This is a genomic window from Cyanobium sp. LEGE 06143 (genome assembly GCF_015207535.1).
Lineage (GTDB): Bacteria > Cyanobacteriota > Cyanobacteriia > PCC-6307 > Cyanobiaceae > NIES-981.
In genome coordinates this window covers 1-26424 of sequence record NZ_JADEWP010000011.1, presented here as the reverse complement: position 1 = coordinate 26424, position 26424 = coordinate 1, and the positions used below count along the sequence as shown (strand labels likewise).

The window sequence follows — 26424 nt, the reverse complement described above, 5'->3', positions numbered from 1 at the left end:
GGCCACCAGCATCTGCCGGGTGAAGGGGCTGTTCAACCTCAGCCCAAGCGGCCAGGAAAGTTGTCTCCAGAACCGAGATGCACGTGTCCGTCCCAAAGGAGATGCCCCGATCCGCTCAAGCGGATCATGCCTGAAAACGCGGCCTCGCACACCATGCCGCCCGGCCTGGGGGAACACTGCCAGCCCGCCACCCTGGGCAGCCCCAGCTGCTGCTGCCACCAGGGCGCTACCAACGCATGGGCAGAGCCCGTGACGGGGTCTTCATCGATGCCCAGCCCGGGCGCCAGAAACCGCAGCTGGTAGCGGCAGGTCTCGTTGAGCACCGCCGGCGCCGCCGGCCCCTCAGCAGCAAGCGGCTGCATCAGCACCAGTCCAGGGCGTTGGCCGGGCGGAATAGCGCTGGCCGGCAGAACGGCCGAGGCCAGGGGGGCAGAGGCCGGCAGCAGCACCACCGTGTAGCCGAGAGGGGACGTCCAGTAGCCCTCAACGCCGCAGGCCAGCCATGTGTTCACCAGGTTGCCTAGTTCCTGGGGCAGCGGGGCAGGCACCAGGCCACTGCTGGGCAGCACGATCCAGCCGGCAGCCAGGCCAGCCGCCATTGTTGCGGGGCTGGTGAGCAGCCTGGCCTCCAGGGGGCCGCTGAGGCTGTGGAAGCGCAGCGTCGACCCCGGCACCACCAGGCCCCAGTGCCCCAGGGCCAGCAGCGCCGCCAAGGTGGCATGGCCACAGAGGGCCACCTCACAGGTGGGCGTGAACCAGCGGAGCAGCCACTCCTGCTGCTGCCGCCAGAGGAAGGCGGTCTCCGATTGGTTGAGGCTGCGGGCCAGCCCCTGCAGGCAGCTGTCGGGCAGCGGCTGGTTGACCAGCACCACAGCCGCTCCGTTACCGCTGCAGGGCCCTGAGGCAAAGGCCTCCACCAGCACGGCGGGAAGCTTCATGGCTACGCCCACGGCTGTGGCTGTGGCTGACCCTGGACCTCGGGCCGCAGCTGGCGCTGCATCAACGCCTGGGCCACCTGGTCTGGACTGCAGCGACCATCCAGCAGAGCCACCACCTGGGCCGTGATCGGCAGCTGCCAGCCATGGCGATCCGCCAGCACCAGGGCCGCACGGGCCGTGCGCAGGCCCTCCACCGTGGCCCCGATGCTGCGCTCCACCTCCGCCGGGGCCAGCCCCTCCGAGAGCAGCCGGCCGCTGCGGTAGTTGCGGCTGAGGTCGCTGGTGGCCGTGGCCATCAGGTCGCCCAGGCCAGCGAGGCCATAGAGGGTGGTGGGCTGGCCCCCGAGACCGGCGAGCACCACGCCGATCTCAGCCAGGCCTCGCGTCAGCAGGGCAGCCCGGGCGTTGGCCCCCAGGGCGAGACCGTCGGCGACGCCTGCCGCCACGGCGATCACGTTCTTGAGTGCCCCTGCCACTTCGGTGCCGATCGGATCGGGATTCGTGTACAGGCGCAGGGTGCTGCTGCTGAGCTCAGCCTGCAACCGCTGGGCCAGCGGCAGGTCGTCGCTGGCGAGCACCGCGGCGGCGGGAAGGCCCTGACGCAGTTCCGCAGCCAGATTGGGGCCGCTGAGCACCAGCAGCGGCACCGCGCCGAGCTGGCGGCGCCAGAGCTGGCTCGGAGTGGCCAGCAGGTCGAGGTCGAGGCCCTTGGTGCAGCTCAGCAGGGGCGTGCCCGAGGGCCAGTGGGGGCCAAGCCAGCGGGCCAGGCCTTCGATGCCCGCCATCGCCACAGCCGCCACCACTAGATCGGCCCCAGGCAGCACCCCGGCGGGGGCGACCCCATCGCGCCGGGACCAGCTGCTGAGGCTGTGGCCCTGCTGCTGCCACAGCTCAGCCAGGGTCTGGCCCCAGGCTCCGCGGCCGAGCACGGCGATGCGAAGGGGCATGGGGCAGCGCGGCGAGGGAGCCGTCAAGGTTGGCACCATGGGGCCTCCTCGGCTCCCCCCCGGGCCCGCTTCTCCTGAGCCGCCATGGCCCGTGCCGATTCCGTCTTCCGCTCCTGGTGTGGTCGGGCCCTGGTGGTGGGCTGCGGCGGCATCGGCCAGGCCCTGCTGCGGGAGCTGGCTCGCCGTGCGCCGGGGCTGGAGTTGCTGGGGGCCTCCCGGCGCGACTGCCGCACGGCTGAGCCTGCCGTGGCCTGGCTGCCTCTGGATGTGACCTGTGATCACAGCCTGCAGCAGCTGGGCGAGTACCTGGCGGAGGGGCCACCGCTACGGCTCGTGCTCAACAGCACCGGGCTGCTGCATGACACCGAGCTGCAGCCCGAGAAGCGGCTGTCCCAGGTGAGCCGCTCGACCCTGGAGCGCAGCTTCGCGGTGAACGCCTTTGCCCCGATTCTGCTGGCCCAGGCGATCGAGCCGTTCCTGCCGAAGCAGGAGCCGTTTCATCTGGCCAGCCTCTCGGCCCGGGTGGGCAGCATCGGCGATAACGGCCTGGGGGGCTGGTATGGCTACCGGGCGGCCAAGGCCGCCCAGAATCAGCTGTTGCACACCCTGGCCCTGGAATGGCGCCGGCGGCTGCCGCTCGGCTGCGTCAGCCTGCTGCATCCCGGCACCACCGCCACGGCCCTCTCAGGGCCCTTTCAGGCCAATGTGCCCCCCGAGCGGCTGTTCAGCCCCGAGCGGGCCGCTGGCCACCTGCTCGATGTGCTCGAGGGGCTGGGGCCGGAGCAGAGCGGGCGGTTCTGGGCCTGGGATGGAGCGCCGATCCCCTGGTAGCGACAACGGGCTGGGCGCCAGCTCAGGCGGCGTGCTGACGCAGCACCTCCAAGGGGATCACCTCCAGGGTGCTGGCCTCGGTGGCCTGCAGCCGCACCGGTGGCGCCATGCCGTCTTCGTAGGCCTCCAGCCAGCGCGGTGCGCAGACGCACCAGTGGTCGCCGGCTCGCAGGCCGGGGAAGCCGTACTGCGGCGCCGGGGTGCTCAGGTCGTTGCCCTGGGCGCGGCTGTAGTTGAGAAAGGCCTCGTTGACCACACAGCACACGGTGTGGCGGCCCAGGTCGGCGCCGTTGGTGCGGCAGTTGCCGTCGCGGAACCAGCCGGTCATCGGCTCACAGCTGCACAGCTCCAGGGGCTCCCCGAGCACGTTCTGGTCGGCCACCGGCCTTGTACTGGTCTGGGTCACGTGGTCCAAACAGACTGCGCTGACCAGTCTGGCGAATGTGACGGACTGCCCGCCATCTCGGCAAAGTTCGGCCAGATGGTTGACGGATTCCGGGGGGGAGGCGTTAGAGGTCGGAGAGCGCGATCCAAACGTCGTTCTGTGCGCCCCCCTACATGAGCTGGGAATTCACCGAGGATGCGGCCTTCCTGGCCCTCTGCGATGCCTACAAAGAAAGTGGTGAACCCTCCGCCATGGAGTTCCTGGCCCACGGGGAGGGGGCGTTCCATTTCCAGGAGCTCACCCAGAACGCTGCAGGGGAGGGCCTCGACCTCAGCGACTCCTCTGACCTGGAGGAGTTCCAGCAGGAGGTGATCGACAGCCTCGAGGAGATGTGCAGCTGAGGCCGGAGCCCAGCACCGGCGCTCAGCCTCGCCAGCTGCTGTGATCAGGCGTAGAAGAAGGCGATCTCCTTGGCCTTCAGCCCCTCCCAACCGGCCGCCTTGAGGCGGGCATCGAGGCTGGCCTGGTCCAGATGCTTGGAGCCGGTCTTGACCACCCGGTTGCGCATTGATTTGGTCACGCCGCTGCGGGCCCGGCGGCTTTCGAGCTCCATCACCTCTGTGTAGAGGCTGAGCATGCCTGCGGGGATGGGTGAACCGTCCAGGTCCACTCCCGCCTGGATGGCGGCATCGACACCATCAGGACCGGCAATCGCCATGGAAACTCCAGGGAGGAGCCCCCAGGCTACGGGGCCTCCAGGCGCCCCCTGGCGCGCCGTCAGGCACTGAAGTAGCGGGCTTTGCTGTGCAGGGCCACCAGGGCCGTGGTGCTCTGCTCGGGCTCCAGCTGGTCGCTCTCGTCCATGCTCAGCCCGATGCGCTCGGCGCCGAGCCACTCCAGTTGCTGGCGCGAGTCGGCCACGTTCGGACAGGCCGGGTAGCCGAAGGAGTATCGACTGCCCCGGTAGCGCTGGGCGAGCACGTCACGCAGCGCCTCGGGCTCCTGGGCTGCGAAGCCCAGCTCGCGGCGGATGCGGGCATGGAGCCACTCAGCGAGGGCCTCGGCCATCTGCACGCCCAGGCCGTGGAAGTAGAGGTAGTCGGTGTAATGGTCGGCCGCGAACAGCTCCCGGGCAAAATGACTGGCCCGCTCGCCCATGGTCACCGCCTGCATCGGCATCACGTCGGTGGCCACGGGCTCGCCGGCGGGGCCGCTGGCCAGGTCGCGGTAGAAGTCGGCGATGCAGTAGCGGTTGCCGCCGCGCTGGCGCGGCAGTTCGAAGCGGCCCAGCTGCTGAGCGGGGTTCCGGGGGGCAAACAGCAGCACGGCATTGCCCTGGCGGCCGCAGGGGAAATAGCCATAGGCCACCCGGGGAGTGAGCAGCTGCTCCTCGAGGCAGCGCTGCTGCCACTGCTGCAGCACCGGCTCCGCCTTGGCGACCAACATGGCCTCGTAATCCTCGCGGCTCTGCTGCTGGGTCTTGCGCAGCTGCCACTGACCGGCAAAGAGGGCGTTGCGATCGAGATAGGCGAACACCTCATGCAGGGGAATCTCGGCCTCGCTGAGCACGCGGCTGCCCCAGAAGGGCGGTTCCAGGGCCTGCTCCTCCGGCACGGTGTCGGAGCGGTGATCGTTGGGCCCCGCCTGGGCTTTCTGGAGGGCTTCTGCCGGCGCCACCTCGGCACCTGTGGCTTCCCCGTCATCTGGCCGGGTGGACGGGCTGTCGCCGGGCTCCACAGCCGGGCCGTCACTGAGGCCCACACCCTCCGGGGTGCCGTTGAGAAACCCTTGCCGGTCGTCCCAGTCCTCGGCCGCCTTGGCCTCCATCAGGGCGTCCATGAAGCGCAGATCCGCAAAGGCATCACGGCCATACACCACTTGGCCCGCATAGGTGGCGCGGCAGTCGCCGTGCACGAAGCGGGGCGTCAGCGCCGCGCCGCCGAGAATCACCGGGGCAGTGATGCCCACCTCATTGAAGGCCGCCAGATTGTCCTTCATGAAGGCGGTGGACTTCACCAGCAAACCACTCATGGCAATGCAATCAGCCTGGTGCTTCTGCTGAGCTTCGATGATTGCATCACAGCTCTGCTTGATACCCAGGTTAATCACTTCGTAGCCATTATTTGTGAGGATGATATCAACGAGATTTTTGCCGATGTCGTGCACATCGCCCTTCACAGTGGCGATCAGAAACTTGCCCTTGCTGGAGCTCTCGCCTTCGAGCCGCTCCATGTGGGGCTCCAGGGTGGCCACGGCAGCTTTCATGGTTTCGGCGCTCTGCAGCACAAACGGCAGTTGCATCTGTCCGGAGCCGAACAGCTCGCCCACCACCTTCATGCCATCGAGCAGGAAGGTGTTGACGATGTGCAGGGCCGGGTAACGCTGCAGGGCCTCTTCAAGCGAGCCCTCCAGCCCGATGCGCTCACCATCGATGATGTGCTGCTTGAGCCGCTCTTCCACCGGCAGATCAGCCAGGGAAGGGCCTGAGGCGCGGGCCTCCTTGGCGCTCACTCCTTCAAACAGGGTGGTGAGCTCTGTGAGGGGGTCGTAGGTGCAGATGGCCCCCGGCTGGTCACTCTCGAAACGGCGCTCGTCGTAGATCAGATCACGGCACACCAGCTGGTGCTCCTCACTGATCTTGACCAGCGGCAGGATCTTGGCCGGGCTCACGATGGCCGCATCCATGCCGGCCTGGCAGCACTCGTGCAGAAACACCGAGTTCAACACAATGCGGGAAGCTGGTGAGAGTCCGAAGCTCACATTGCTCACACCAAGCACCACGTGAACACCCGGCAGGTTCTCGCGGATCAGGCAGATCGACTCCACCGTGGCCATGGCATTGCCCCGGTCTTCCTCGATGCCCGTGGAGATGGGAAGAGCGAGGGGGTCATAGAAGATCTCATGGGCCGGAATGCCGAACTCCAGGGCATCCCGGTAGGCGCGCTGGGCAATCGCGAACTTGCGCTGCGCCGTGCGGGCCATGCCTTCCTCGTCGATCGTGCCCACCACCACGCCAGCCCCGTACTGGCGGGCCAGTTCAAGCACCTTGAAGAAGCGTTCATCGCCGTCTTCGTAGTTGGTGGAGTTGAGGATGCACTTGCCACCGGCCACTTTCAGGCCCGCCTCCATCTTCTGCCACTCGGTGGAATCGAGCATCAGCGGCAGGTTCACATTGGTCACCAGCCGACTCACCAGGTCGTGCATGTCGCGCACGCCATCGCGACCCACATAGTCCACGTTCACATCGAGCACGTGGGCGTTCTCCTTCACCTGGCCGCGCGCCACGGCCACCAGGCCATCCCAGTCCTCCTCGGCCAGCAGCTCGCGCACCTTTTTGCTGCCGCTGGCGTTGAGGCGTTCGCCGATGATCAGGAAGGAATTGTCCTGGTGATAAGGCGTGGTGCCGTAGATCGAGGCCGCCGCTGGCTCCACCTGCAGCAGCGGCCGCGCGTGGCGGGTTTCGGGGGTACGCACGGCCCGCGGCGCCGGCCTGAGGCTGGCCGCCATCTCGGTGAGGGCACCGATGTGAGCCGGGGTGGTGCCGCAGCAGCCGCCGATCACCTGCACGCCGAGATCCTCCACGAAGTGCATCAGCTGCATCGTCATCTCCACCGGCGTCAGCCGGTAGTGGGCCACGCCCCCCACGTTCTCCGGCAGACCCGCGTTCGGGATGCAGCTCACCACGAAGGGGCTGTGGGCGCTGAGGTAGCGGATGTGCTCCTTCATCTGCTCCGGCCCGGTGGCGCAGTTGAGGCCCAGCACATCGATCGGGAACGGCTCCAGAATCGCCACCACAGCCGCGATGTCGGAGCCCACCAGCATGGTGCCGGTGGTTTCCATGGTGACGCTCACCATCAGTGGCCGGCGCTCACCGGTGCGCTCGAAGGCCACCTCGATGCCCTGCAGGGCGGCCTTGATCTGCAGCACGTCCTGGCAGGTCTCCACGATGAAGAGATCCACATCGCCGGCCAGCAATCCCTCGGCCTGCTCGGCGAAGGAGGCCTTCATGGCGTCGAAGTCCACATGGCCAAGGGTGGGCAGCTTGGTGGTGGGGCCCATGGAGCCGGCCACGAAGCGGGGCTTGTCGGGGGTGCTGTAGGCGTCGGCCACCTCGCGGGCCAGTTCGGCGGCGCGCTTGTTCAGCGCAAAGGCCTGGTCGGCGATGTCGTATTCGGCCAGCACCAGGGAGGTGGCCCCGAAGGTGTCGGTTTCGATCACATCGGCGCCCACCTCCAGGAACTGCCGGTGCACGGCCTGCACCGCATCCGGACGGCTGATCACCAGATACTCGTTACAGCCCTCCAGGGCCGCACCGCCGAAGTCCTCGGCCGTGAGGTCCATCTGCTGCAGCGAGGTGCCGGTGGCACCGTCGAACACCAGCACCGGGCGCTCAGGGGCGTGCAGGCGCTCGAGGAAGCCCAGGCGCTGGGGCTTGGATCCCTCCGCAGCGGCCGCTGCGGCCGGACTCGATGACAGGGCTGGGGTCATGGCGACGTGGTCATGGCTGGGGCGTCAGCTGTCGAGGCGAAGGCGGGTCACCCAGTGCTCATAGGCGGGATCGCGGCCTTCCGTGATCGCAACGAGCCGCTCTCGCAGCCGCTCCATCACCGGGCGCTCCGTGGGCAGGTCGGTGGTTTCCACCCGCCGCACCGGCGTCACCTTGGCGGCCGTGCCGCTCAGGAACACCTCCTCGGCGATGAACAGCTCGCTCTTGTCCACGCCGCGCTCGATCACCTCCAGGCCCATGGAGCGGGCCAGTTCGATCACGCTGGCGCGGGTGATGCCCTCGAGGATGTCCTGATCCACCCCGGGGGTGATCAGCTGGCCGTCGCGGACGAGGAACAGATTCATGCCACTGGCCTCGCTCACCTTGCCGCGGCTGTTCATCAGGATGGCCTCGTCGAAACCGCTCTGCACGGCCTCCGTCTTGGCCAGGGAGCTGGTGATGTAGGCCCCACTGATCTTGCCGCGCAGGGGCAGGGAGCGATCCTCCTGCCGCGTCCATGAACTGATCCGGCAGCTCACGCCCTCCGGCGACAGATAGTCGCCCAGCTCAAGCCCGTAGATCAGGAAGTTGGTTTCGATGTTGTGCAGGCGCGGGGCGATGCCGAGGTCACTGGTATAGACAAACGGACGCAGATACACCGGGCAGCTGGGCTGGTTGGCCTGCAGAAAGGCCACGATGGCCTCGKGGATCGTGGCSTCAGGCRGRTCGGTGAGCAGCAGCCGTGCGCTCTGGCTCAGGCGCCGGGCATGGCGATCAGCCCGGAACAGCAGAATCTCCCTGGGGTCGGCCGGATTGGGCAGGGCGCGCATGCCGCCGAAGGCCCCCGTGCCGTAGTGCAGGGCGTGGGTGGCCACCGAGAGCGTCGCGTCCTCGAAGCGCAAAACCTTACCACCGAACCAGGCATAGGGCAGGAACTGATGCATGGGTGCGCGGGCTGCGGGTAGGGCCTGGGTGCCCCGATCTTCTCACTGCAGCCAGCAGGATGGGGGGCATGCACAGGCTGGCGGCGCAACCGGGGGGATCGGAACAGGCTGAAGCTGGCGCCTATGTGGAGCAGCCCGCGGCCCCGGTGCTGCTGCTCACCAGCGCCGACACCGATCTGGTCAGCATCGAGCGGGTGCTGTCCGCTGAGCCGGCACTGGTGGGGGCCGAGCTGCGGGGCCTAAACCTGGCGGCCCTGGCCCACCCGGCCGTGATCGACCACTACCTCTCCAGCACCGTCCGCCACGCCCGGCTGGTGGTGGTGCGTCTGCTGGGTGGGCGCGGCCATTGGAGCTACGGGCTCGACCAGCTGAGGCTCTGGGCACAGGGGAGCCTGGCTCCGGGCGGCCAGGGGGCCAGCAGGCTGGCTCCACGGCAGCTGGTGGTGCTGGCCGGCACGGCGGAGGATGAGCAGGCGCTGGCTTGCTGCGGAACGGTGGACCCCGAGCTGGCCCTGGCCCTGGGGCGCTGCCTGCGCGAGGGCGGAGCGGCCAACGTGCGGCTGGTGCTGGCTGCCCTCGGTGCGCTGGCCCGGGGGCAGGTGCCGGCGACCCCAGTGCCGCAGCCGCTGCCGGACCCCACGCCCCACGACTGGCGCGACGAAGGCGGACCGCGGGTGGGGGTGATCGCCTATCGCGCCCTGCTGCAGGCCGGCGATGTGGACCTCATGGAGAGCTGCCTGGCGGCCCTGCGGCGCCAGGGCCTCTGCCCCCGGGGTCTGTGGGTGAGTGGTCTGCGCGAGCCGGCCGTGCAGCGGGGGGTGGCCGATCTGCTGGGCCGCGAGGCGGTGGAGGCCGTGCTGTGCAGCACCTCCTTCGCCTCGGTGCAGTTCGAGGAGGCCGGCCTGGGCGCGCCGCTGTGGGAGGCCCTGGCCGTGCCGGTGCTGCAGCTGCTCTGCAGCAGCCGGCCGCGTCAGGACTGGCAGGCCAGCAGCATCGGCATGGCCCCCACCGATCTCACTCTGCAGGTGGCTCTGCCGGAGCTGGACGGCCGCATCACCACCCGGGTGGGGGCCTTCAAGCAGACGCGCCGGGCCAGTGAGCAGCTGGCCTCGGCCCTGCAGGGGTACCACCCGGACCCGGAACGGCTCGACTGGATCGCCGCCCTCACGGCCCGCTGGGTGACGCTGCGTCGCACGGCGCCCCAGGAGCGCCATGTGGCCCTGGTGCTGGCCAACTACCCCAACCGCAACAGCCGCCTGGCCAATGGCGTGGGGCTGGACACACCGGCCTCCACCGCCCTGATGCTGCGCTGGTTGCGGGACGCGGGCCTCAGCCTTGGTGACGGCCCCCTGCCCGAGGACGGCGACGGCCTGATCCAGCAGCTGCTGGCAGGCCTCACCAACGACGCCGAGAGCGGCCACCGCCCCGCCCTCGACCAGTTGCCGTTGGAGCACTACGAGGCCTGGTATGGCGAGCTGCCGGTTGAGGGCCGCAAGCGGCTGGAGGCGGTGTGGGGGCTACCCGGCCAGGACGCCGGCCTGGTGCAGGGCCGCAACGGGCGGCTGGCCTTTCCGATCCGGGGGCTGCGCTTCGGCCACGTGGTGGTGCTGATCCAGCCCGAGCGCGGCTACGACCGCGACCCCAGCCTCTGCTATCACTCTCCCGATCTGCCGCCCACCCACGCCTACCTGGCCCAGTACCTCTGGTTGCGGGAGCTTTTCGGCGCCCATGTGGTGGTGCATGTGGGCAAGCACGGCAACCTGGAATGGCTGCCCGGCAAGGGCCTGGGCCTCTCGAATCAGTGCTATCCGGAGTGGGCCCTGGGGCCGATGCCCCACCTCTATCCCTTCATCGTCAACGACCCCGGCGAGGGCTCCCAGGCCAAACGCCGCAGCCAGGCGGTGATCCTCGACCACCTCACCCCGCCCCTGGGCCGGGCCGGCCTGCACGGTGAGCTGCAGCAGCTGGAGGCCCTGCTGGATGAGTACTGGGAGGCCTGCCAGCTGGGCAGCGAGCGACGCGTACCGCTAAGGGCCACGCTGCTGGAGCGGCTGCAGTCCCTGGAGCTGCCCCTGGGGAACGTGGAGGAGCGCAGGGAGGCGGAGCTGGAGGCTCGGCTGGAGGCTGCGGACGGCTACCTGTGCGAGCTGAAGGAGGCCCAGATCCGCCTGGGGCTGCACACCTACGGCCAGCTCCCCGCCGAGGCGCCCCTGGCGGAGCTGCTGCTCTGCCTGGCCAGGCCCCCCCAAGCCGGGGTGGCGGGCCTCACCCAGGCCCTGGCTCGGGATCTGGGGCTGGAGCTCGATCCCTGGGCCGATCCCGAGGAGCTGCCCCTGCCCACCGGTGACGGCCAGCGCCTGCTGGCCCGCGCTGCTGGCAACGCCACGGCCCTGAGAAGCGTGGGCGATGCGGTGGCCTGGCTGGAGGAGCACGCCCTGGAGCTCTGCCAGCAAGAGCTGGACGATTCGCCCAACCGCGGCAAGGAGGCACCCCAGCCAGCGGTGGGGGGCCTCGTGATCGGTGAGAGCACTCAGGCGACCCTGCAGCACCTGCGCCAGCAACTCCTGCCACGCCTGCTGGCCTGCGCCGACGCGGAGAAGCAGGCCTTCCTGGGGGGCATCGCCGGCGAGCGCATCGCCGCGGGCCCGGCCGGCGCCCCCACCCGCGGCCGGCCCGACCTGCTGCCCACCGGCCGCAATTTCTACTCGGTGGATCTGCGCGGCCTGCCCACCGAGGCCGCCTGGGACCTGGGCCGCCGCAGCGCTGAGCTGCTGCTCGAACTGCACCTCCAGGACGAGGGGGAGCCGCTGCGCCAGCTCGCCCTTTCGGTGTGGGGCACCAGCACGATGCGCAACGGCGGCGAGGACATCGCCCAGGCCCTGGCCCTGCTCGGGGTGCGGCCGGTCTGGGACGGCCCCAGCCGCCGGCTGGTGGATGTGGAGGTGATTCCCCTGTCCCTGCTGGGGCGCCCCCGGGTGGATGTGACCCTGCGCATCTCAGGCCTGTTCCGCGACGCCTTCCCCCAGCTGGTGGCCTGGGTCAACCGGGCCACGGCCCTGGTAGCCGGCCTGGATGAGGACGGGAGCGCCAACCCCCTGGCGGAGGCAGCCCGGCGCGAGGGCCACAGCGCCCGAGTGTACGGCTCCGCCCCGGGGGCGTACGGCGCCGGCCTGCAGGGCCTGATCGACAGCGGGTCCTGGGAGCAGCGGAGCGATCTGGGGGAGGCCTTCCTGGCCTGGAGCAGCTGGCGCTATGGCCCCGCAGACGCCACAACAGGCGGAGCCCCAGCTGCTGGCCTGGCGGCCCGCCCAGACCGGGGTGGCCTGGAGCAGCGGTTGCGGGCCGTGCAGGTAGTGCTGCACAACCAGGACAACCGCGAGCACGACCTGCTCGACTCCGATGATTACTACCAGTTCCAGGGGGGCCTCAGCGCCGCTGCCGAGGGCCTGCAGGGCCGGGCACCGGCACTCTGGTTCGGCGACCACTCGCGCAGCTCACGCCCCCGCCTGCACCGGCTGGAGAAGGAGTTCGACAAGGTGCTGCGCAGCCGGGTGCTCAACCCCCGCTGGATCGACGCCATGCGCCAGCACGGCTACAAGGGCGGCTTCGAGATGGCCGCCAGCCTCGACTACCTGTTCGCCTACGACGCCAGCACCGGCCGGGTGCCGGACTGGAGCTACGGAGCGATCTGCGAGCGCTGGCTGCAGGATCCCCAGGTGCACGCCTTCCTGGAGCAGCACAACCCCTGGGCGCTGCGGGACATGGGCGAACGTCTGCTGGAAGCCCACCACCGCGGCCTCTGGGAGGGGGCCAGCGACAGCCAGCTCGCCGACCTCAGGCAGTTGGTGCTGAGCAGCGAAGCCAGCATCGAGCAGGCCTGAGCTCAGCTGTTGAGGTCCTTGACCATCTGGCGGAAGGGATCGATGGCGCCGGGCTTGCCCGTGGGCTGCTGGGTGATCTGGGGCTGGGCGGTCTTGGCGGCGGCGGCCTCCTCCTTCTCCTGCTTCATGGCCGCAGGCCCCCCGGGCACGTTCACCCCTGCGGATGAGCCCTTCTTGCGCTGGTCCAGCTGGGCCGCGGACATCTGCTGGGGGAAGGTCTTCTTCACCGGCGTGGGCACGCCTCCGGAGAGGTTCAGCCGCTGATCAGAGGCGACACCGCCGGGCATGCCTTCGGACATCCTGTCGAGCTTGGTCTCCATCGAGGAGACCTCCACCACCATCTCCTTGTTGCCGGGGTTGTCGGCGTTGCCTGGGAAGGTGTGGCGAATGGTGTTGGAGCGCTTCATCAGGTTGACGTCGCCCAGGCTGCTGGAGGCGTCGGCGTCCAGGAACATGGCCTCCGTCTTCTTGGCGGGCTGGCGCTTGGTGACTGGGGCGCTCTTCGCATCGGAGCCGGAAGAGAACAGGCGATCAAACAGACCCATCGACTACCAAGAGAATGCTTCTACAGACCCTAGCGGCCATGGAGGTGCAGGCCATGGGTATCCGTACCACAACTCATCAATAGGCCCCGGGCCAGCAGGTCTCTGGCGATCGCCACGCAGACGAGCGGGGTGGGCTGCCAGCGGGGCTGCATGCCGTAGTCGTACCAGGCCTCAGCGCCATCGAAACCGAGCTCGGCCGCCGCGGCGATCAGCCGCTGGAAGGGCAGCCGGTAACGGGCCGGATGGGCCAGCAAGGCCAGGCCCCCTGCGGCATGGATCGCCTCCACCACGGCGGCGGCCCGCAACTCAGGACCCACCACGGCCTGGCCCAGCAGGTAGGGCGCCAGGCTGGGGTGCTGTTCGGCGAAGCCGAGGGCAAGCACATGCACCAGGCAACCCTCCAGCAGGCAGCTGATCTCAACCCCCCGCCAGAGGGTCGGGGCACGGACCCCGGCGGCTTCTGCCGCCTGAAACGCCTCAAGCACCAGTGGGTAGGAGCCGAGGGCGTGGTGGTCGGTGACGGCCAGGTGCTCCAGGCCGATGGCCAGGGCCTGCTCGGCGAGGCCACCCGGACTGAGACTGCCGTCGCTGCAGGTGGTGTGGCAATGAAAGTTGAGCTTGCTGGGACAGCTGCTGGGCTCCACATCGGCCAGCACCGCCGCCAGGGGATGCTGCGATCGGATCAGGCTGCCGGAGCGCATCGCCATCACCCCGCTCAGGCCCCGCCGGCCAGCTGCTCAGCCCTGAGTCGCCGCCAGCGGGCATAGAACTGGATCGAGGCCGCCATGGCCACCACCAGGGCCACCAGGAACCAGGTGGCCGCTCCGGTGGGGAACTGGTTCTTGAACACCACCAGCATCACCACCACCACCAGCAGCAGGGTGGGAAGTTCATTCAGGGCCCGCAACTGACGGCCGCTCCACTGGCAGTCCTGGCGCTGCAGCTGACCCATCAGCCGGTAGCAGAAGGCGTGGTAAGCCAGCAGCGCCACCACGAAACCCAGCTTGGCGTGCATCCAGCCCTGCTGCAGCCAGGCGGGATTCACCAGCAGCAGCCCTACCGCACAGACCACCGCCACGACCATCCCCGGGGTGGTGATGATGTTGGCCAGGCGCCGCTCCATCAGGCTGTATTGCTGGTGGAAGGCCTGCTGCAGGGGCGGCTCCAACACCTCCGCCTCACGGTGGTAGATGAACAGCCGCACCAGATAAAAAAGCCCGGCGAACCACACCACCACTCCCACGATGTGGAGGGTCTTGAACCACAGGTAGGCCTCAGGAGGCCAGGTCATGGCGAGCAACATGCCGCACTGGTGGGGCTTGTTCAGAGTAGGGGGCACCACCGGCGACGGCCGGTGGCCTCCGAACGGGTCAGCTGATCGCCAGCATGGGAGCTGTCTGGAGCAGACCGTGATAGAGCCAGCCTCCCCGATCGTGCTGGTCTTCGATGGGGGTTGTCCCTTCTGCCGCCACTTCGCTGAACTGAGCGAGCTGCGCAGCGGCATCCCCCGCCTCGAGATCCGCGATGGACGGGCCGACACGGCCCTGCGCCGGCAGCTGGGCGCCCGCGGGTATCACCTGCGCGACGGTGCCATGGTGCTGGAAGGATCCAGGGTGTGGCATGGCGCGGAGGCAATCGCCTGGATCTGCGAGCGAATGGAACCCAGCGCGGCTCTGCTGCAGGTGCTGGCCCCGCTGATGGCCGACAGCCAACGCAGCCGCATGCTCTACCCGGGGCTGTTGCTGGCCCGGCGCCTCGCCCTCGGCTGGCGCGGCCTGCCGGTGGATCCAGAGAGCGAGGGCCTGGCCGAGAGCGGCTGAGGCCTCAGAGTGAACGGCCTCAGGAAGAAGCGCGGGCCTTGCCTGCAGCGGCGGCGGCCTCCCAGGCGGTGACGCCGGCCAGCACAAGAAACCCACCCAGGCCGATCAGCTGGTTGCGTTGCATCAGATCAGGCTGCAGAACCGGGTCGAATCCCTGGGCCTGCAGGGCCCCGGCCACGAACCAGGCCGTGGCCAGGGCTGAGGTGATCCAGTAGGCCTTCCAGCGCCGTTGGTAGATGTAGCCCGTGCCGAGCCCCGGCACCAGGTTCAGCACAACCGCCACCCAGAGGCTGCCGCTGGCCAGGATCTGCTGCTTGCTGAGGGGTTCCATGGGCGGCAAGGAGAATCAGCCAGGCACATTGGCCCCACCTCTAGCGCACTGGAATGGGTCTAGCCCACTGGAATGGGCCCTAGGCTCCACGCCAGCACAGGTCCAGTCCATGGTCACAGAGAAGATGAAGCAGTACATCCCGCCGGCGGGCTCCGAGGCGTTCAGCTACGAGCCGGTGGAGCGTTTCGGCGAAGGTCTCACCACCAACCGGCCATGGAATGTCTCTGCCCTCAGCGGCGTGGAGCGGCTCAACGGCCGGGTGGCGATGCTCGGCTTCCTAGCGGCCGTGGTGGGGGAACGGCTCAGCGGCGAGGGCATCGTGGGCCAGCTGGCCGCAGTGCTGCGCTGGTATCTGGGCTGATGCCGGCCATGATCCAAGGCATGCTCGCCTGCCTGGTGGCCCTGCTGCTGCTGGTGCCCGCCCCGGCCCTGGCCACCGACCTCCAGCTGGAGCTGCGCCGCATTGATGCCACGGGCGTGGGCGATCCGATCGGCAGCCTCAGCCTGCGCGACACGCCCGGGGGCCTGGAGATCCAACCCGCGCTGGCGGGCCTGCCCCCCGGGGAGCATGGCTTTCACCTGCATGCCCTCGGCAGCTGTGAACCCGGCATGGGTGAGGCAGGGCCTGTGGCTGGCCTCGGCGCTGGCGGCCACTGGGATCCGGACGGCAGCGGCCACCATGACGGCCCCAACGGCAACGGCCACCGCGGCGACCTGAGCCGCCTGATTGTGGCTGCCGATGGCAGGGCCCACGAGGCGGTGCGTGCCCCACGGCTGCAGGTGAGCGACCTGGCCTCGAAGGCCCTGATCGTGCATGCCGGCGGGGACACTTACACCGACACGCCGCCGCTTGGGGGTGGTGGAGCCCGTATCGCCTGTGCGGTGGTGCCCGCCTGAGCCGGGCTGAAAGGTTGCACTCGGAGCCCTAGGGTGGACCCGGGTAACAGCAACCTTTGGGTGTGATCAACATGTTCACAATTGAAAAGGCCACCAGCATCTTTCCGGAGACACTCAAGGCGGATGTGGTGCCTGCCATCACCGCCCGCTTTCGTCTCCTGAGTGCAGAGGACCAGCTGGCACTGATCTGGTTCGCCTATCTCGAGATGGGGCGCACCATCACGATCGCGGCTCCTGGCGCCGCCAGAATGCAGTTCGCGGAAGGAGTGCTCAATCAAATCAAGGCGATGAATTTCGCCGAGCAGAGCCAGGTGATGTGCGATCTCACCAACCGCACGGATTCACCGATCTGCCGCACCTATGCGAATTGGTCTGTGAACATCAAGCTGGGCTTCTGGTATCAGCTTGGCGAGTGGATGGCCGCGGGCCTGGTGGCTCCGATTCCCGAGGGTTACAGCCTTTCGGCCAACGCGGTGGCCGTCCTCAGCTCCCTCAAGGAAGTGGATCAGGGCCAGCAGATCACCCTGTTGCGCAACTTTGTGGTGGACATGGGCTTTGACCCGGCCAAGGGTGAAGGCCAGCGGGTGATGGAACCCGTGGTGGCCCCCACTCCCGAAGACAGCCGCAAAAAGGTGTTCATCGAGGGGGTGATCAACCCCACCGTGAACAGCTACATGGACTTGTTGAATGCCAACGACTTTGACAACCTGATCCAGCTCTTCCTGCCTGACGGAGCCCTGCAGCCGCCGTTCCAGAAGCCCATCGTGGGCAGCGATGCCGTGCTGCGCTTCTTCCGGGAAGACTGCCAGAACCTGCGGCTGCTGCCTGAGCGGGGCTACGCCGAGCCCGCCGACGGCAATTTCACCCAGATCAAGGTCACCGGCAAGGTGCAGACCCCCTGGTTCGGAGCTGGAGTGGGCATGAACGTGGCCTGGCGTTTTCTGCTCGATCCCGAGGGCAAGATCTACTTCGTGGCGATCGACCTGCTGGCCTCACCGGCTGAGCTGCTGAAGTTCGCCCCTTGAGCCCATCGCTGTGAGTGGCACCAGTTGCAGGGGCTTGCTTCTCGCCGCTGGGATCGTGCTGGGCTGGCTGCTCAGCCTTGTCGCCCTGTTCGCCCTGGTCGCTCTTGACGCGCTGGGGCTGGCTGGGGGGCTGCTCGCGTTGGCGGTGATGGCCCGCACCCTGGCCCAGACGGGTCTGTTCATCGTGGGACATGACGCCATGCACGGTGTTCTGCTGCCGGAACATCCCCGTTGGAATGACCGGCTCGGAGCCGCCAGCCTGGGGCTCTACGCCGCCCTTCCCTACGGCCGCTGCCACCGCAATCACCTGCGCCATCACCGCGAGGAAGCGACTCCTGGAGACCCGGACTTCCACCCGGATCCCCACGCCGGCCCGTTGCGCTGGTATGGCCGCTTCATGGGGGGCTACCTCTCCAGCAGCCAGATGGCCAGGTTGTTGGTGGGCTGGATGGGGCTCACCGTGCTGCTGCACAGCCTGGCTGGGCTGGGCTGGGACCGGGCGGCCCACAGCGTGCTGCTCTGTTGCACCCTGCCCCTGCTGCTCAGCTCCCTGCAGCTGTTCCTGGTGGGCACCTATCTGCCCCATCGCCAGCAGCGTTCCGGCTCCGGTGGTGCCACCAGCCTGGATCTGCCGGTCTGGGCATCGTTACTGGCCTGTTATCACTTCGGCTACCACCGGGAACACCATGAGGCGCCCACCGTCCCCTGGTTTGCCCTGCCCCGGCAGCGACTCGCGTCGGGCGGCGCAGGCTCGGTATCCTTGGACACAAGGAATTGCTCGGACCGCTTGCCGTGATAGAGACCACCCTGGAGGGATGGACAGAGACCGAGCAATCAATCGCCCGCGAAGCCTTTGATCGGGCCTACCGCCGCGCCATCGCCAAGCTGATCGCCAGGGTGAGGGCGAGTGTGGAGGAGTTGGAGAGCGCCGACACCGTATGGCGTCTGCACGACTACCTCAGCATTGAGCGCCACACCATGGAAGGTCGCTTCGACTTCCGCCTGCAGGGCATCCTGTTTGTGTTTGCCAGCCTGGTGAAGGATGGCCTGCTTGACCTGAGCGAACTCGACGGTCTCGAGACGCAGAAGCTGGCCAAGATCACAGCGATGTCGCGCTTCTGACCCCCCCCTCTGACGGACCTGGGGAGACTCCCCAGAGCCCATCGGAGTGGCCTGATCAGGGCAGAAAACCCAGGTCCCGGAGCTGGGGCACCAGCCATAGGGGGATGCCATCCAACTCCCAGCGCCAGAAATCTCCACGACCCAGGTAAACCGCCTCCCGACTGAGAAACGCCTGAGCGAGGGTGGCAAGGTCGATCTGCCGAAGCGCCTCCTCGCGGTTGGAGCGACGCAGCCGGGCTGAGGCTGAGGCTGACTGAGCTTTGGGGCGAGCTCGGCCAGGCCATCGGGTGAGTCCCTGCAGGTCAACGGCAGTGGTGCCTGTCATGGGCTTCCGGCTGACTCCGGTAGCTGAAGAGGCCCAAAGGTAACCGCACCTGTTCGAAAACGCTCACAGCTGTGCTGACCAGTGCAACAAACCGCCCAGCGGCAGAGGGGAACCCAGCCGACCAGAATGGCCCTATGACCCATGGCCAGCTTGGTTTCGCCTCCCCCGCCCTACTGCTCTGGTGCGGGCTTGTGGCCCTCAAGCTAGTGGGCTGGCATCAGCGCTGGCGCCAGCATCAGGCTCGGCAGCTGGGCCAGGCCTTCCAGGTCGAACTGCGGCGGCGCCAACAAGCCAGGCCGGCTTACTTCTGGAAGCGCTGATCAGTTTCCAGCCAGCGTTCCAGGGCAGCCAGGCCCTCGATCGAGGCCCAGATGGTGAGACCGAACACCAGCACCCCACCGGCTGCCAGGATCGTGGCCACCAGCAGGGGAATGGCCGCCAGCGCCACCAGAGGGATCACCACCACGGCACCCACGGCCGCCAGGCTCAGCACAGGGGCCACGAGGGCCGATGGGGGACCATGCCGGAGCGATTGAAGCGAGGCCATGGCACCCTTAGCCCATCGATGGATCCATTCTGCTCTGCACTCCCCGTGGCTTGCGTTGCCCCTGGGACGGTGAACCGCACCGCCTGCAGGGCGGTGGCCAGGGGGCCTCAGGTGGGCAGGCTGTGGCGCAGGGTCTGCTCGAACTGCACCAGGTGGCGACGGTTTTCCTCACTGGGGTCCTGCAGGTAGCGCTGGCGCAGGTCCTGCAACAGGGCCGCCATGCTCGGCGGCAGCAGCGGGTGCTGCCCGGCGGCATCCAGCCCCAGCAACAGCGTTTCCACGCCACAGCTCTCGAGCAACTCCGGCTCCTGGGGAGCGGGCCCATAGATCAGCACCGTGGCGCCGGCGGGGGCATGGAAGGTGAGCAGCTCAAAGGGGAAAATCACCCTCTCCAGGGCGAAGCCAGCCGATCCGCTGCAGCAGAGCATCACCAGGTGGGAGCGCTCATTGCGGTAGCCACAGTCGAGCATCGGTTCGAGCATGGGTCCACGCGCCTGGAACACCACTGTTTCGGGTCTGCCCCAGGCAAATCCGTGGTAACGCGCACCGAATCAGCCCGATGAGCAACTGCACTCATGGGCAAACGGGCTGTTTGGTGGCACCCCCACAGAGGGATGTGGTCAGTTCTTCCTGCGGCAGTAGCCACCACCCACGTTCATCCAGCCCTCCAGGCACGCCTTGCCGTTGGTGGGCGTGACCGTGTAGTTGAAGGCCCCCAGGTTGCTGCACTTGCCGTTGAACAGATCCACATAGCCCAGCGGGCAGATGGTGCCGATCTTGGGCACCACTTTCTGGGCCATGGCCGGAGGGGCGATCAGGGCCAGGCCCGAGCAGGCCAGCAGAGTGGCCAGGGAGCGAGGCAGGAGAGGTCGCAGCACGGGTCGCAGCAGCAAAGGAAGAAGGTTGTCCTCAGCATGCCTCAAAGAGCCGGCCAGAGCACCTCAATCCAGCGATCACCGCTGAACAGCCCCTGCCCCCAGCGCTGCTCGAGGTCGGCCAGGGGCTTGGCGGCCACAGCCTGGTCGGCCCCGACCCCCTGCTGCTTCAGAGCCGTCAGGCGCTGCTGGGCCGTGGCGAGCATGGCCCGGTAGGTGGCGAGGTCGTCGCGGCTGCCGACGCTGCCATGGCCCGGAATGATGCGGGTGTCGGGCCCGGCCAGGGCCAGGACCCGATCGACGCCGGCAATCGCCCCCGCCAGGGTGCCGCCGTTGCCGGCATCGATGAAGGGATACATGCCGTTGAACCAGACATCCCCGGCATGGATCACATCCGCCTGCTCGAAGCGCACCAGCACGTCACCATCGGTATGGGCCGCCGGCAGGTACTCCAGATCCAGCTGTTCGCCGTTGAGCGAGAGCTGCAGGCTCTGCTCGAAGCTCACCACAGGCAGGGCCTGCGCTGGAGCCGGAGCGGTCACCAGGTTGAAGGCCGGAATGCTGGAGCCCTCCGCCAGGCGGCGACGCACGTTCTGGTGGGCCACGATGCGGGCGCCGGTGCGGGCGAAGCCGGCATTGCCGTCGGTGTGATCGAAGTGGAAGTGTGTGTTGATCAGCCAGGCGGGGTCGCTGCCTCCCAGGGCCCTCACCGCCGCGCGCACGGCGGTGCCCAGACGCTCGAACTTGGCATCCACGAGGAGAGTGCCCTCGGCTCCGGTGAGCACGGCGATGTTGCCGCCCTCGCCGCCGATCACCGCCACTGCCCCTCGCACGGGTGAGGCCAGAAAGGCTTCGGCTGCTGCGCCATGAGCACTGCGCAGCCAGGCACTGTGCCATGGACTGAGCAGCCCCACGGCCAGGGCCGCACTGAGGGCGAGGGCAGGCAGCCAGCGGGAGCGGGGCGGCACGGCTGTAAGACAGAGAGAAGCACCATTCTCCCGGCGGCCGGACTCCGCAGAGCTGAGGCCGCCGGGGCTCTGCGATTTCAGCCCCAAGCTTCCTCCCGCAGGGCCTGCCATTGGGTCTGCAGCGATTCCGGCACGCGCCTGGGCAGGTAATCACGGGGATCGCTGGGGCCGTGACGCAGCACCGCGTTCACCAGCAGAGCTGGGGTGCGCCCGCGGTTGATGGCGCCGTGGGGAACGCCGGGGGGGATGCGCACCCAGACGCCTTCGTCTTCCCGCAGACTGATGCGTCTCAGGCTCCTTTCCTGGAGCACCACCAGGTCGATGCAGCCGCGCAGCACCATCAGCTGATCGGTCTGCTGTCGATGGCAGAAGAGCTCACAGGCCGCCTGGGGGCTGATCTCGGCGATCAACGTTTCATCACAGGGCTGGGGTCTGGAGAGAAAGGCTTGGCCGGAACGGCTGCCGGCGAAGGGCAGGAGTTCCACCTGGCGCGCAAGGGACATCAACGAAATCACAAGTGCGTGAAGTTTCGCGACCAGTTCGGCCTTGATGTCGCATTAGCTGATACCCAATGGGCCAACTCCCCTGGCCTGTGACGGTTTCCACACGGCGGGGGAGTGGGCCAAGCGGGCACTCAGGCCATGTCGAGATCGGCATGCAGCAAATCCATCGCCGCGTGCACCGGGATCGTCACGGCGTCGCCCAGCTGGAGTGTGGCGGCCAGGTTGCTGAGGATGTTGCGCTCGTCGTCTTCCAGGGGGCCATCGGAGCGCATGATCTCCGCCGCAACGGCATAGGCGGTGGCGCGCTGGCCGGCGTTGAGCACCTCAGCGGCACGCACCATCAGGTGCTGGGGACCATCGCGGCGCAGGGTGGCCATCAGGCCATCCATCAGGCCCACCATCTGCTCAGGGGTGTAATCGCGGTAGGGATGGCGGTAGTCGAGCGCATGCCGCAGAGCCCTGGAGCCGGCCATGGTGAGGCTGCCGTCCCAGGAGACAGCCGCCAGGGCCAGGGCCACGAAGGCCACGGCGGGATCGAGGGGCGCTGTGGTGTCCAGGGCCGTGGGAGAGCTGAGCGTGGAGGTCATGGGGAGCGACGGCGAAGGGCCCTGGTTCCAGGGAGAACTCCAGCCAAGACCTGGGCCACAGCCCTTGGCGGTAGCGATGCAGACCATGCCGCCACAATGAAGAGGAATACTCAGCCCACCCCTCGACCCGGCGCTGCATCGTCCGTGGGGCCGTCGACCCAGCCCTGGTAGAACGCCTCGATCTGGCCGGAGCGCAGCAGCCGCAGCAGGCTCACGTCCAGGGGCTTCTCCAGGGGGCTGTTGAGCGGCATGGCAAAGCCGTAGGTCTCCTGGGCCAGGCTGAACGGCGCCAGCTTCAGATCCAGCCGGGGATTCTGGCTGAGGTAATAGCGCAGGGCTGGCGAGTCGTAGATCACGGCATCCACCTTGCCGGCCGCGAGCTTGGCCACCGCCGCCTGCAGGGTGGGTTGCTGGCTGAGGCTGGCCCCGCTCAGACGCCCCCACTTCTCACTGGTGGTGCCCTTGACCACGGCCACGGGGCGGTTGCGCAGGCCCTCCACCGACTGGATGCCGCCACCGGGCACCCGGGCCAGGGACACCGTGAAGGCCGAGGCCAGGCCGGCGGTGATCGAGGACACGGCCAGCAGAGTGATCATCATCCACACCGCGGCAATCACCCGGCCCAGACGAGTCACCGGGGCCCGGTCGCCGTAGCCCACCGTGGTGAGCGTGACGATCGCAAACCAGAGTCCGTTGCCCACCCCGTGGAGGTAGTTGGGTGGGAAATGCTCTGGATTGCGGCGCCGCTCCGCCAGCCAGATCAGGTTGCCCACCACGAACAGCGACAGCAGCAGCAGCCCGATCGACGACAGCGCCGCCACCTGAAAGAAGGGCCTCACTCGCGCCCACAGCCCCCCATCCCGCAGGGGCACCAGCACGCCCACCTGGCCGAAGAAGTAGGGCTGGGTGAACTCGATGGCCCCACTGCTGAGGCGCTCAGGGGTGATGCTGATCGGGCCGATCGCCAGGTCGAGTTCACCGCGCTCCAGGGCCTTGAGGTTGGCGGCGGTGTTCGCCTTCGGTACGAGCTCGGCCTGGAAGCTGTTCTCCTCCGCCACCACGCGCCAGAGATCAGGTGTGATGCCTTCCAGCACATCCCCCCGCCGGATCAGGAAGGGCGCGTTGCCGCTGATCCCCACCCGCAGGGGCCTGGCTGAGGCAGGTTGCAGCCCCAGGGCGGTTGGCAGTAGCAGCGCGGCCCCGACCAACGCACGACAGAGCAGGGAGGCGGCGCGGCCGGGGATGTTCAACACAACAGCTGTCGCGACCCTGGCGACCCTAAGGGCCGCGAGCCGGCTCAGCAGCAGCGCTTCAGCGGCGGCCGGAGCGCATCAGCGAGACCACCAGCCACACCCCCAGTACGTTGGCGGCCACGAACAACCCCTGGCTCAGCTGGCGCAGCACCTGCAGTTCCGACTGGGTGGCCATCACCGTGGCACTCATCAACAGAGCGGCCACCAGGATCGCCAGGGCAATGCGGCGCGACAGCACGTCGAGGTTGGCCAGCAGCCGATCCAGGCCCTGCAGCTGGAAGGCAAACACCAGCTCATCGCCGCTGAAGCGCTGCAGCAGGCCGCTGAGCTGGCGCGGGGATTCGAGCAGGAGGCTGCGCAGATCGAGGCCGAACTGCATCACCCGCTGCTGGGGCAGCAGCAGGGCTCGCGCCATCAGCCGGCTCACCAGAGGTTTCATCGCCTCGCTGAAGTTGAACTCCGGCGTCAGCGCCCGCCCTACCCCCTCCAGGTTGGTGATGGCCTTCACGAACAGGCCGAGGTTGCCGGGCACCTGCAGGCCCGAGTTGCTGGCGATCTGCAGCAGATCGGCCAGGAAGTGGGCAAAGTTGAGCTGCTGCAACGGCTTGGCGAAGTTGGCGCGGATCAGCTGGTCGAGCTGCCGCCGCAGGCCGCGCCGGTCCGCGGTGCTGGCCTTGGGCGGCGCCAGCTGCACCAGCAGATCGGTGGCGCGGGCCGGATCCTCGTTGAGCAGGGCCAGCACCAGATCCAGCACCAGGGTGCGGGTGCGGGGGTCGAAGCTGCCCACCATGCCCAGATCCAGGATCGTGATCGTGCCGTCGCTGGCCACCATCAGGTTGCCCGGATGGGGATCGGCGTCGAAGAAACCCTCCACGAAGAACTGTTCCACGAAGGCCCCGAGCAGGGCATCGGTGGCGGCCTCGACACCCCCGGCGCGCTGTTCCAGGGCAGAGCGCGCCTCCTGGCTGAGGATCGGGTCTCCCGTCAGCCACTCCAGCACCAGCACCGCCGGGCCGCTGAACTCCCGGAACAGCCCCGGCACCCGCAGCCGGCCATCCCCCACGAAGCTGGAGCGCTTCAGCACGTCCGCCAGTCGTTCGGTGTTGCCCGCCTCGCGGCGGAAGTCGATCTCGCCCTCGAGGGAGGCCACCAGTTGCTCCGCCAGGCCCGGCAGGTCGTAGCTCGACCCCAGCGGCGTCTGGGCGGCGAGGGCGGCGATCTGGCGCAGCAGCTGGCCGTCTTCCTCCACCTGGCGCTCGATGCCGGGCCGCAACACCTTCACGGCCACGGAGCGGCCATCGGCCAGCTCAGCCCGGTGCACCTGGCCGATGCTGCCCGCCGCCAACGGGGTGGTGGCAAAGCTGGCGAACACCTCACTGGGCGGCCGTTGCCACTGCTCCAGCAGGCGCTGCTCCACCTCGCTCCAGGGGGCCGGGGGCACGGAACTCTGCAACCGCGCCAGGGCCCGCACATAGGGGTCTGGCAGCAGGTCCGGGCGGGTGCTGAGCAGCTGGCCGACCTTCACGAACACGGGCCCCAGCTCGGTGAGCATGCGGCAGAGCACCTCCGGAGCCGGCAGGCTCGGCTGGGTGTTAGCGGCGGTCCCGAGTTGGGCGCTCAGCAGACCGAGCAGATAGTCCCACTGGTGCTGGGACACCACCTTGACGATCTCGATGGCGCGGGAGGAGCCGCTCAGCATGGGGGGCTTGGCCGACACTGCCGCCATGGTGGCGGCTGGGAGCAGGCTGGAGAGCCCGGGCAGGCCTGCGATGGGCGAGGCATGATCGAGCGCCAAGCTGATGGCGGCAGCGTCAGGGCTCCAGGCCTGATCCGGCCGCTGGCTCCCCGGGACATTCCCCAGGTGGTGGCCTGGGCCCGCGAGGAGGGATTTTGTCCCGGCCAAGGAGATGTGGCCAGCTTCCGCCACACCGACCGCCAGGGACTGTGGGTGAAGGAGCTCGACCAGCGGCCGATCGGCTGCATCGCCGGCGTGCGCTACAACGCCAGCTACGGCTTCATCGGGCTGTTTCTGGTGGATCCGGCCCAGCGGAGCCGGGGCCACGGCCTCGACCTGTGGCGCACCGCCATGGCCCACCTGGCTGCCCTGCCCTGCATCGGCCTGGAGGCGGCGCCCGAGCGGGTGGAGGACTACCGCGGCTGGGGCTTCCGGCCGGCCTCCCCCACCCGGCGCTGGCAGGTGATGGCGACGGGAGACGAGCGCCCGATCGATCCCCACGACGGCCTCGACCTGGTGCAGGGGAAGCGGTTGCCGCGGCGGGCCGTGCAGGCCTACGACGCCCTGCGCGAACCGAGCCCACGCCCCCACTTTCTGGCCGACTGGCTGGGCCAGGAGGCCGGCAGCGTGCTGGCCCTGATCGACCGGCAGGGCCAGTGCCACGGCTTCGGCCGGATCCGGCCCTGCCTGCTGCGGCGGGGAACGGGCTGGCGCATCGGCCCCCTGCTGGCCGACAGCCCGGCGCTGGCCGAACGGCTGCTGCTCGGCATGCTGGCCCGTCACCCCGGCGTGGTGCTGATCGATGTGCCGGGCGCCAATCCCCACGGGGATCCGCTGATGCGGCGGCTCGGCTTCCAACCCCTGAGCACCGTGCTGCGCATGTACCGGGGGGAGCCACCGCGGGTGGGACTGGGCGACGTCTACGGCCTGGCCTGCCTGGAGCTGGGCTGAGACAGCCGGTGCCTGCCGCCAATCCGCCACGCGATTCCGGCTGTAGACCAGAGACAGGATTCAGGGATCACCATGCCCCGGCTCAAGATGGGATGGCCACTTCTGGCCTCACTCGGCGCCGGCCTGGCTGGGCTGCTGGTGCTGCCGCTGCTGATGCTAGGCCAGCTGCCCCTGCGCCCCGGTGCCGCCAGCGCCGCCGCCCTGCCCGATCCGGCCCTGGATCCGGGCCGTCGCCCCGGCCCCGACCAGACAGCCGTGCTGGCGGGGGGCTGTTTCTGGGGCATGGAGGCGATCTTTGAAGAGGTGCGGGGGGTCCACAGCGTCGAGACCGGCTATGCCGGCGGCTCCGGCGCCACGGCCCGCTACGCCGAGGTGAGCCAGGGCACCACCGGCCATGCGGAGGGCATCCGCATCACCTACGACCCGGGCCAGGTGAGCTACGGGGAACTGCTGAAGGTGTTCTTCGCCGTGGCCCACGACCCCACCGAGGTGAACCGCCAGGGGCCCGATGTGGGAGAGCAGTACCGA

General features: G+C 68.6%; 29 protein-coding genes. 11 read left to right on the top strand and 18 right to left on the bottom strand.

Features of this window, described 5'->3' with window-relative positions:
* Window positions 1-38 precede the first annotated feature (38 nt).
* Both IQ216_RS01955 and IQ216_RS01950 read right to left on the bottom strand, forming a co-directional pair.
* Window positions 39-938: a PhzF family phenazine biosynthesis protein gene (locus IQ216_RS01955; protein ID WP_193814103.1), complete on the bottom strand. Its 900-nt coding sequence runs from the start codon at window positions 936-938 to the stop codon at window positions 39-41.
* Window positions 939-940: 2 nt separating this feature from the next.
* Window positions 941-1885: an NAD(P)H-dependent glycerol-3-phosphate dehydrogenase gene (locus tag IQ216_RS01950; RefSeq protein WP_193814102.1), complete on the bottom strand. Its 945-nt coding sequence runs from the start codon at window positions 1883-1885 to the stop codon at window positions 941-943.
* A gap of 84 nt (window positions 1886-1969) precedes the next feature.
* Between IQ216_RS01950 and IQ216_RS01945 the strand changes: the two genes are divergently transcribed.
* Complete coding sequence (locus IQ216_RS01945; protein ID WP_193814101.1) at window positions 1970-2716, top strand: SDR family NAD(P)-dependent oxidoreductase; 747 nt, start codon at window positions 1970-1972, stop codon at window positions 2714-2716.
* Window positions 2717-2738: 22 nt separating this feature from the next.
* On the opposite strand, the gene IQ216_RS01940 is transcribed toward IQ216_RS01945, so the two are convergent.
* On the bottom strand, window positions 2739-3131 hold the full coding sequence (locus IQ216_RS01940) for a DUF2237 family protein (protein WP_370561684.1): 393 nt from the start codon (window positions 3129-3131) through the stop codon (window positions 2739-2741).
* A gap of 143 nt (window positions 3132-3274) precedes the next feature.
* On the opposite strand from IQ216_RS01940, the gene IQ216_RS01935 reads away from it, so the two are divergent.
* The gene (locus tag IQ216_RS01935) at window positions 3275-3502 is read left to right on the top strand and encodes a hypothetical protein (RefSeq protein WP_193814100.1); all 228 of its coding nucleotides are present in this window, start codon (window positions 3275-3277) and stop codon (window positions 3500-3502) included.
* 44 nt (window positions 3503-3546) lie between these two features.
* Here IQ216_RS01935 and IQ216_RS01930 read toward each other — a convergent pair whose 3' ends face one another.
* Genes IQ216_RS01930 through IQ216_RS01920 form a run of 3 tightly spaced genes read right to left on the bottom strand, consistent with a single transcriptional unit; the run spans window position 3547 to window position 8531 of the window.
* Window positions 3547-3819 (bottom strand): DUF4090 family protein, encoded by a 273-nt coding sequence (locus IQ216_RS01930; protein ID WP_193814099.1) that lies wholly within the window; start codon window positions 3817-3819, stop codon window positions 3547-3549.
* A gap of 59 nt (window positions 3820-3878) precedes the next feature.
* Entirely contained in the window at window positions 3879-7589 is a 3711-nt protein-coding gene (metH, locus tag IQ216_RS01925; protein ID WP_193814098.1) for a methionine synthase, read from the bottom strand.
* Window positions 7590-7613: 24 nt separating this feature from the next.
* Entirely contained in the window at window positions 7614-8531 is a 918-nt protein-coding gene (locus IQ216_RS01920; RefSeq protein ID WP_193814097.1) for a branched-chain amino acid transaminase, read from the bottom strand.
* 68 nt (window positions 8532-8599) lie between these two features.
* Between IQ216_RS01920 and cobN the strand changes: the two genes are divergently transcribed.
* Window positions 8600-12412, top strand: coding sequence for a cobaltochelatase subunit CobN (cobN, locus tag IQ216_RS01915; protein ID WP_193814096.1), 3813 nt, complete (start codon window positions 8600-8602; stop codon window positions 12410-12412).
* 2 nt (window positions 12413-12414) lie between these two features.
* Here the strand turns inward: cobN and IQ216_RS01910 are convergent, their stop codons facing one another.
* Genes IQ216_RS01910 through hemJ form a run of 3 tightly spaced genes read right to left on the bottom strand, consistent with a single transcriptional unit; the run spans window position 12415 to window position 14248 of the window.
* Entirely contained in the window at window positions 12415-12957 is a 543-nt protein-coding gene (locus IQ216_RS01910) for a hypothetical protein (protein WP_193814095.1), read from the bottom strand.
* A 29-nt stretch (window positions 12958-12986) separates the two neighbouring features.
* Window positions 12987-13664, bottom strand: a complete 678-nt coding sequence (locus tag IQ216_RS01905) for a PHP domain-containing protein (RefSeq protein WP_228007019.1) — start codon at window positions 13662-13664, stop codon at window positions 12987-12989.
* A gap of 8 nt (window positions 13665-13672) precedes the next feature.
* Window positions 13673-14248 (bottom strand): protoporphyrinogen oxidase HemJ, encoded by a 576-nt coding sequence (gene hemJ / locus IQ216_RS01900; RefSeq protein WP_193814094.1) that lies wholly within the window; start codon window positions 14246-14248, stop codon window positions 13673-13675.
* A 118-nt stretch (window positions 14249-14366) separates the two neighbouring features.
* Between hemJ and IQ216_RS01895 the strand changes: the two genes are divergently transcribed.
* A complete protein-coding gene (locus IQ216_RS01895; protein WP_370566562.1) occupies window positions 14367-14777 on the top strand; it encodes a DCC1-like thiol-disulfide oxidoreductase family protein in 411 nt (136 codons plus the stop codon).
* A 19-nt stretch (window positions 14778-14796) separates the two neighbouring features.
* On the opposite strand, the gene IQ216_RS01890 is transcribed toward IQ216_RS01895, so the two are convergent.
* The gene (locus IQ216_RS01890; protein ID WP_193814093.1) at window positions 14797-15108 is read right to left on the bottom strand and encodes a hypothetical protein; all 312 of its coding nucleotides are present in this window, start codon (window positions 15106-15108) and stop codon (window positions 14797-14799) included.
* Between the two features lie 109 nt (window positions 15109-15217).
* Between IQ216_RS01890 and IQ216_RS01885 the strand changes: the two genes are divergently transcribed.
* The 5 genes from IQ216_RS01885 (at window position 15218) to IQ216_RS01865 (ending at window position 18152) form a co-directional block, all read left to right on the top strand.
* Window positions 15218-15469, top strand: coding sequence for a chlorophyll a/b-binding protein (locus tag IQ216_RS01885; RefSeq protein ID WP_225875854.1), 252 nt, complete (start codon window positions 15218-15220; stop codon window positions 15467-15469).
* A gap of 8 nt (window positions 15470-15477) precedes the next feature.
* Window positions 15478-16005, top strand: a complete 528-nt coding sequence (gene sodC / locus IQ216_RS01880; RefSeq protein ID WP_370566561.1) for a superoxide dismutase [Cu-Zn] SodC — start codon at window positions 15478-15480, stop codon at window positions 16003-16005.
* Between the two features lie 71 nt (window positions 16006-16076).
* Window positions 16077-17030, top strand: a complete 954-nt coding sequence (locus IQ216_RS01875; RefSeq protein ID WP_193814091.1) for an orange carotenoid-binding protein — start codon at window positions 16077-16079, stop codon at window positions 17028-17030.
* A gap of 34 nt (window positions 17031-17064) precedes the next feature.
* Window positions 17065-17826, top strand: coding sequence for a fatty acid desaturase (locus tag IQ216_RS01870; protein ID WP_228007018.1), 762 nt, complete (start codon window positions 17065-17067; stop codon window positions 17824-17826).
* Entirely contained in the window at window positions 17805-18152 is a 348-nt protein-coding gene (locus tag IQ216_RS01865; protein WP_228007017.1) for a hypothetical protein, read from the top strand. Before IQ216_RS01870 ends, IQ216_RS01865 begins: the two co-directional genes overlap by 22 nt.
* Window positions 18153-18778: 626 nt before the next feature.
* Here IQ216_RS01865 and IQ216_RS01860 read toward each other — a convergent pair.
* The 8 genes from IQ216_RS01860 to IQ216_RS01825 form a co-directional block, all read right to left on the bottom strand.
* Window positions 18779-19024 carry a glypican gene (locus IQ216_RS01860; protein ID WP_228007016.1) on the bottom strand — a complete coding sequence of 82 codons (246 nt, stop codon included), beginning with the start codon at window positions 19022-19024 and terminating at the stop codon, window positions 18779-18781.
* A 107-nt stretch (window positions 19025-19131) separates the two neighbouring features.
* The gene (locus tag IQ216_RS01855; protein WP_228007015.1) at window positions 19132-19506 is read right to left on the bottom strand and encodes a DUF1830 domain-containing protein; all 375 of its coding nucleotides are present in this window, start codon (window positions 19504-19506) and stop codon (window positions 19132-19134) included.
* Between the two features lie 138 nt (window positions 19507-19644).
* Window positions 19645-19902, bottom strand: a complete 258-nt coding sequence (locus IQ216_RS01850) for a hypothetical protein (protein WP_225875849.1) — start codon at window positions 19900-19902, stop codon at window positions 19645-19647.
* A 41-nt stretch (window positions 19903-19943) separates the two neighbouring features.
* Window positions 19944-20867 carry an MBL fold metallo-hydrolase gene (locus tag IQ216_RS01845; RefSeq protein WP_370566560.1) on the bottom strand — a complete coding sequence of 308 codons (924 nt, stop codon included), beginning with the start codon at window positions 20865-20867 and terminating at the stop codon, window positions 19944-19946.
* 77 nt (window positions 20868-20944) lie between these two features.
* Window positions 20945-21370 (bottom strand): cupin domain-containing protein, encoded by a 426-nt coding sequence (locus IQ216_RS01840; RefSeq protein WP_193814088.1) that lies wholly within the window; start codon window positions 21368-21370, stop codon window positions 20945-20947.
* A gap of 131 nt (window positions 21371-21501) precedes the next feature.
* Window positions 21502-21957, bottom strand: coding sequence for a tellurite resistance TerB family protein (locus IQ216_RS01835; protein WP_186699663.1), 456 nt, complete (start codon window positions 21955-21957; stop codon window positions 21502-21504).
* Window positions 21958-22067: 110 nt separating this feature from the next.
* Entirely contained in the window at window positions 22068-23165 is a 1098-nt protein-coding gene (locus IQ216_RS01830; protein ID WP_193814087.1) for a transporter substrate-binding domain-containing protein, read from the bottom strand.
* A gap of 103 nt (window positions 23166-23268) precedes the next feature.
* Window positions 23269-25005 (bottom strand): ABC1 kinase family protein, encoded by a 1737-nt coding sequence (locus tag IQ216_RS01825; protein ID WP_370566558.1) that lies wholly within the window; start codon window positions 25003-25005, stop codon window positions 23269-23271.
* On the opposite strand from IQ216_RS01825, the gene IQ216_RS01820 reads away from it, so the two are divergent.
* Together IQ216_RS01820 and msrA are read left to right on the top strand one after the other, a co-directional pair.
* The gene (locus IQ216_RS01820) at window positions 24991-25896 is read left to right on the top strand and encodes a GNAT family N-acetyltransferase (RefSeq protein WP_193814086.1); all 906 of its coding nucleotides are present in this window, start codon (window positions 24991-24993) and stop codon (window positions 25894-25896) included. The genes IQ216_RS01825 and IQ216_RS01820 overlap by 15 nt on opposite strands.
* A gap of 153 nt (window positions 25897-26049) precedes the next feature.
* Window positions 26050-26424: peptide-methionine (S)-S-oxide reductase MsrA (gene msrA, locus IQ216_RS01815; RefSeq protein WP_370566564.1), on the top strand; the 375-nt coding region annotated here is incomplete at its 3' end.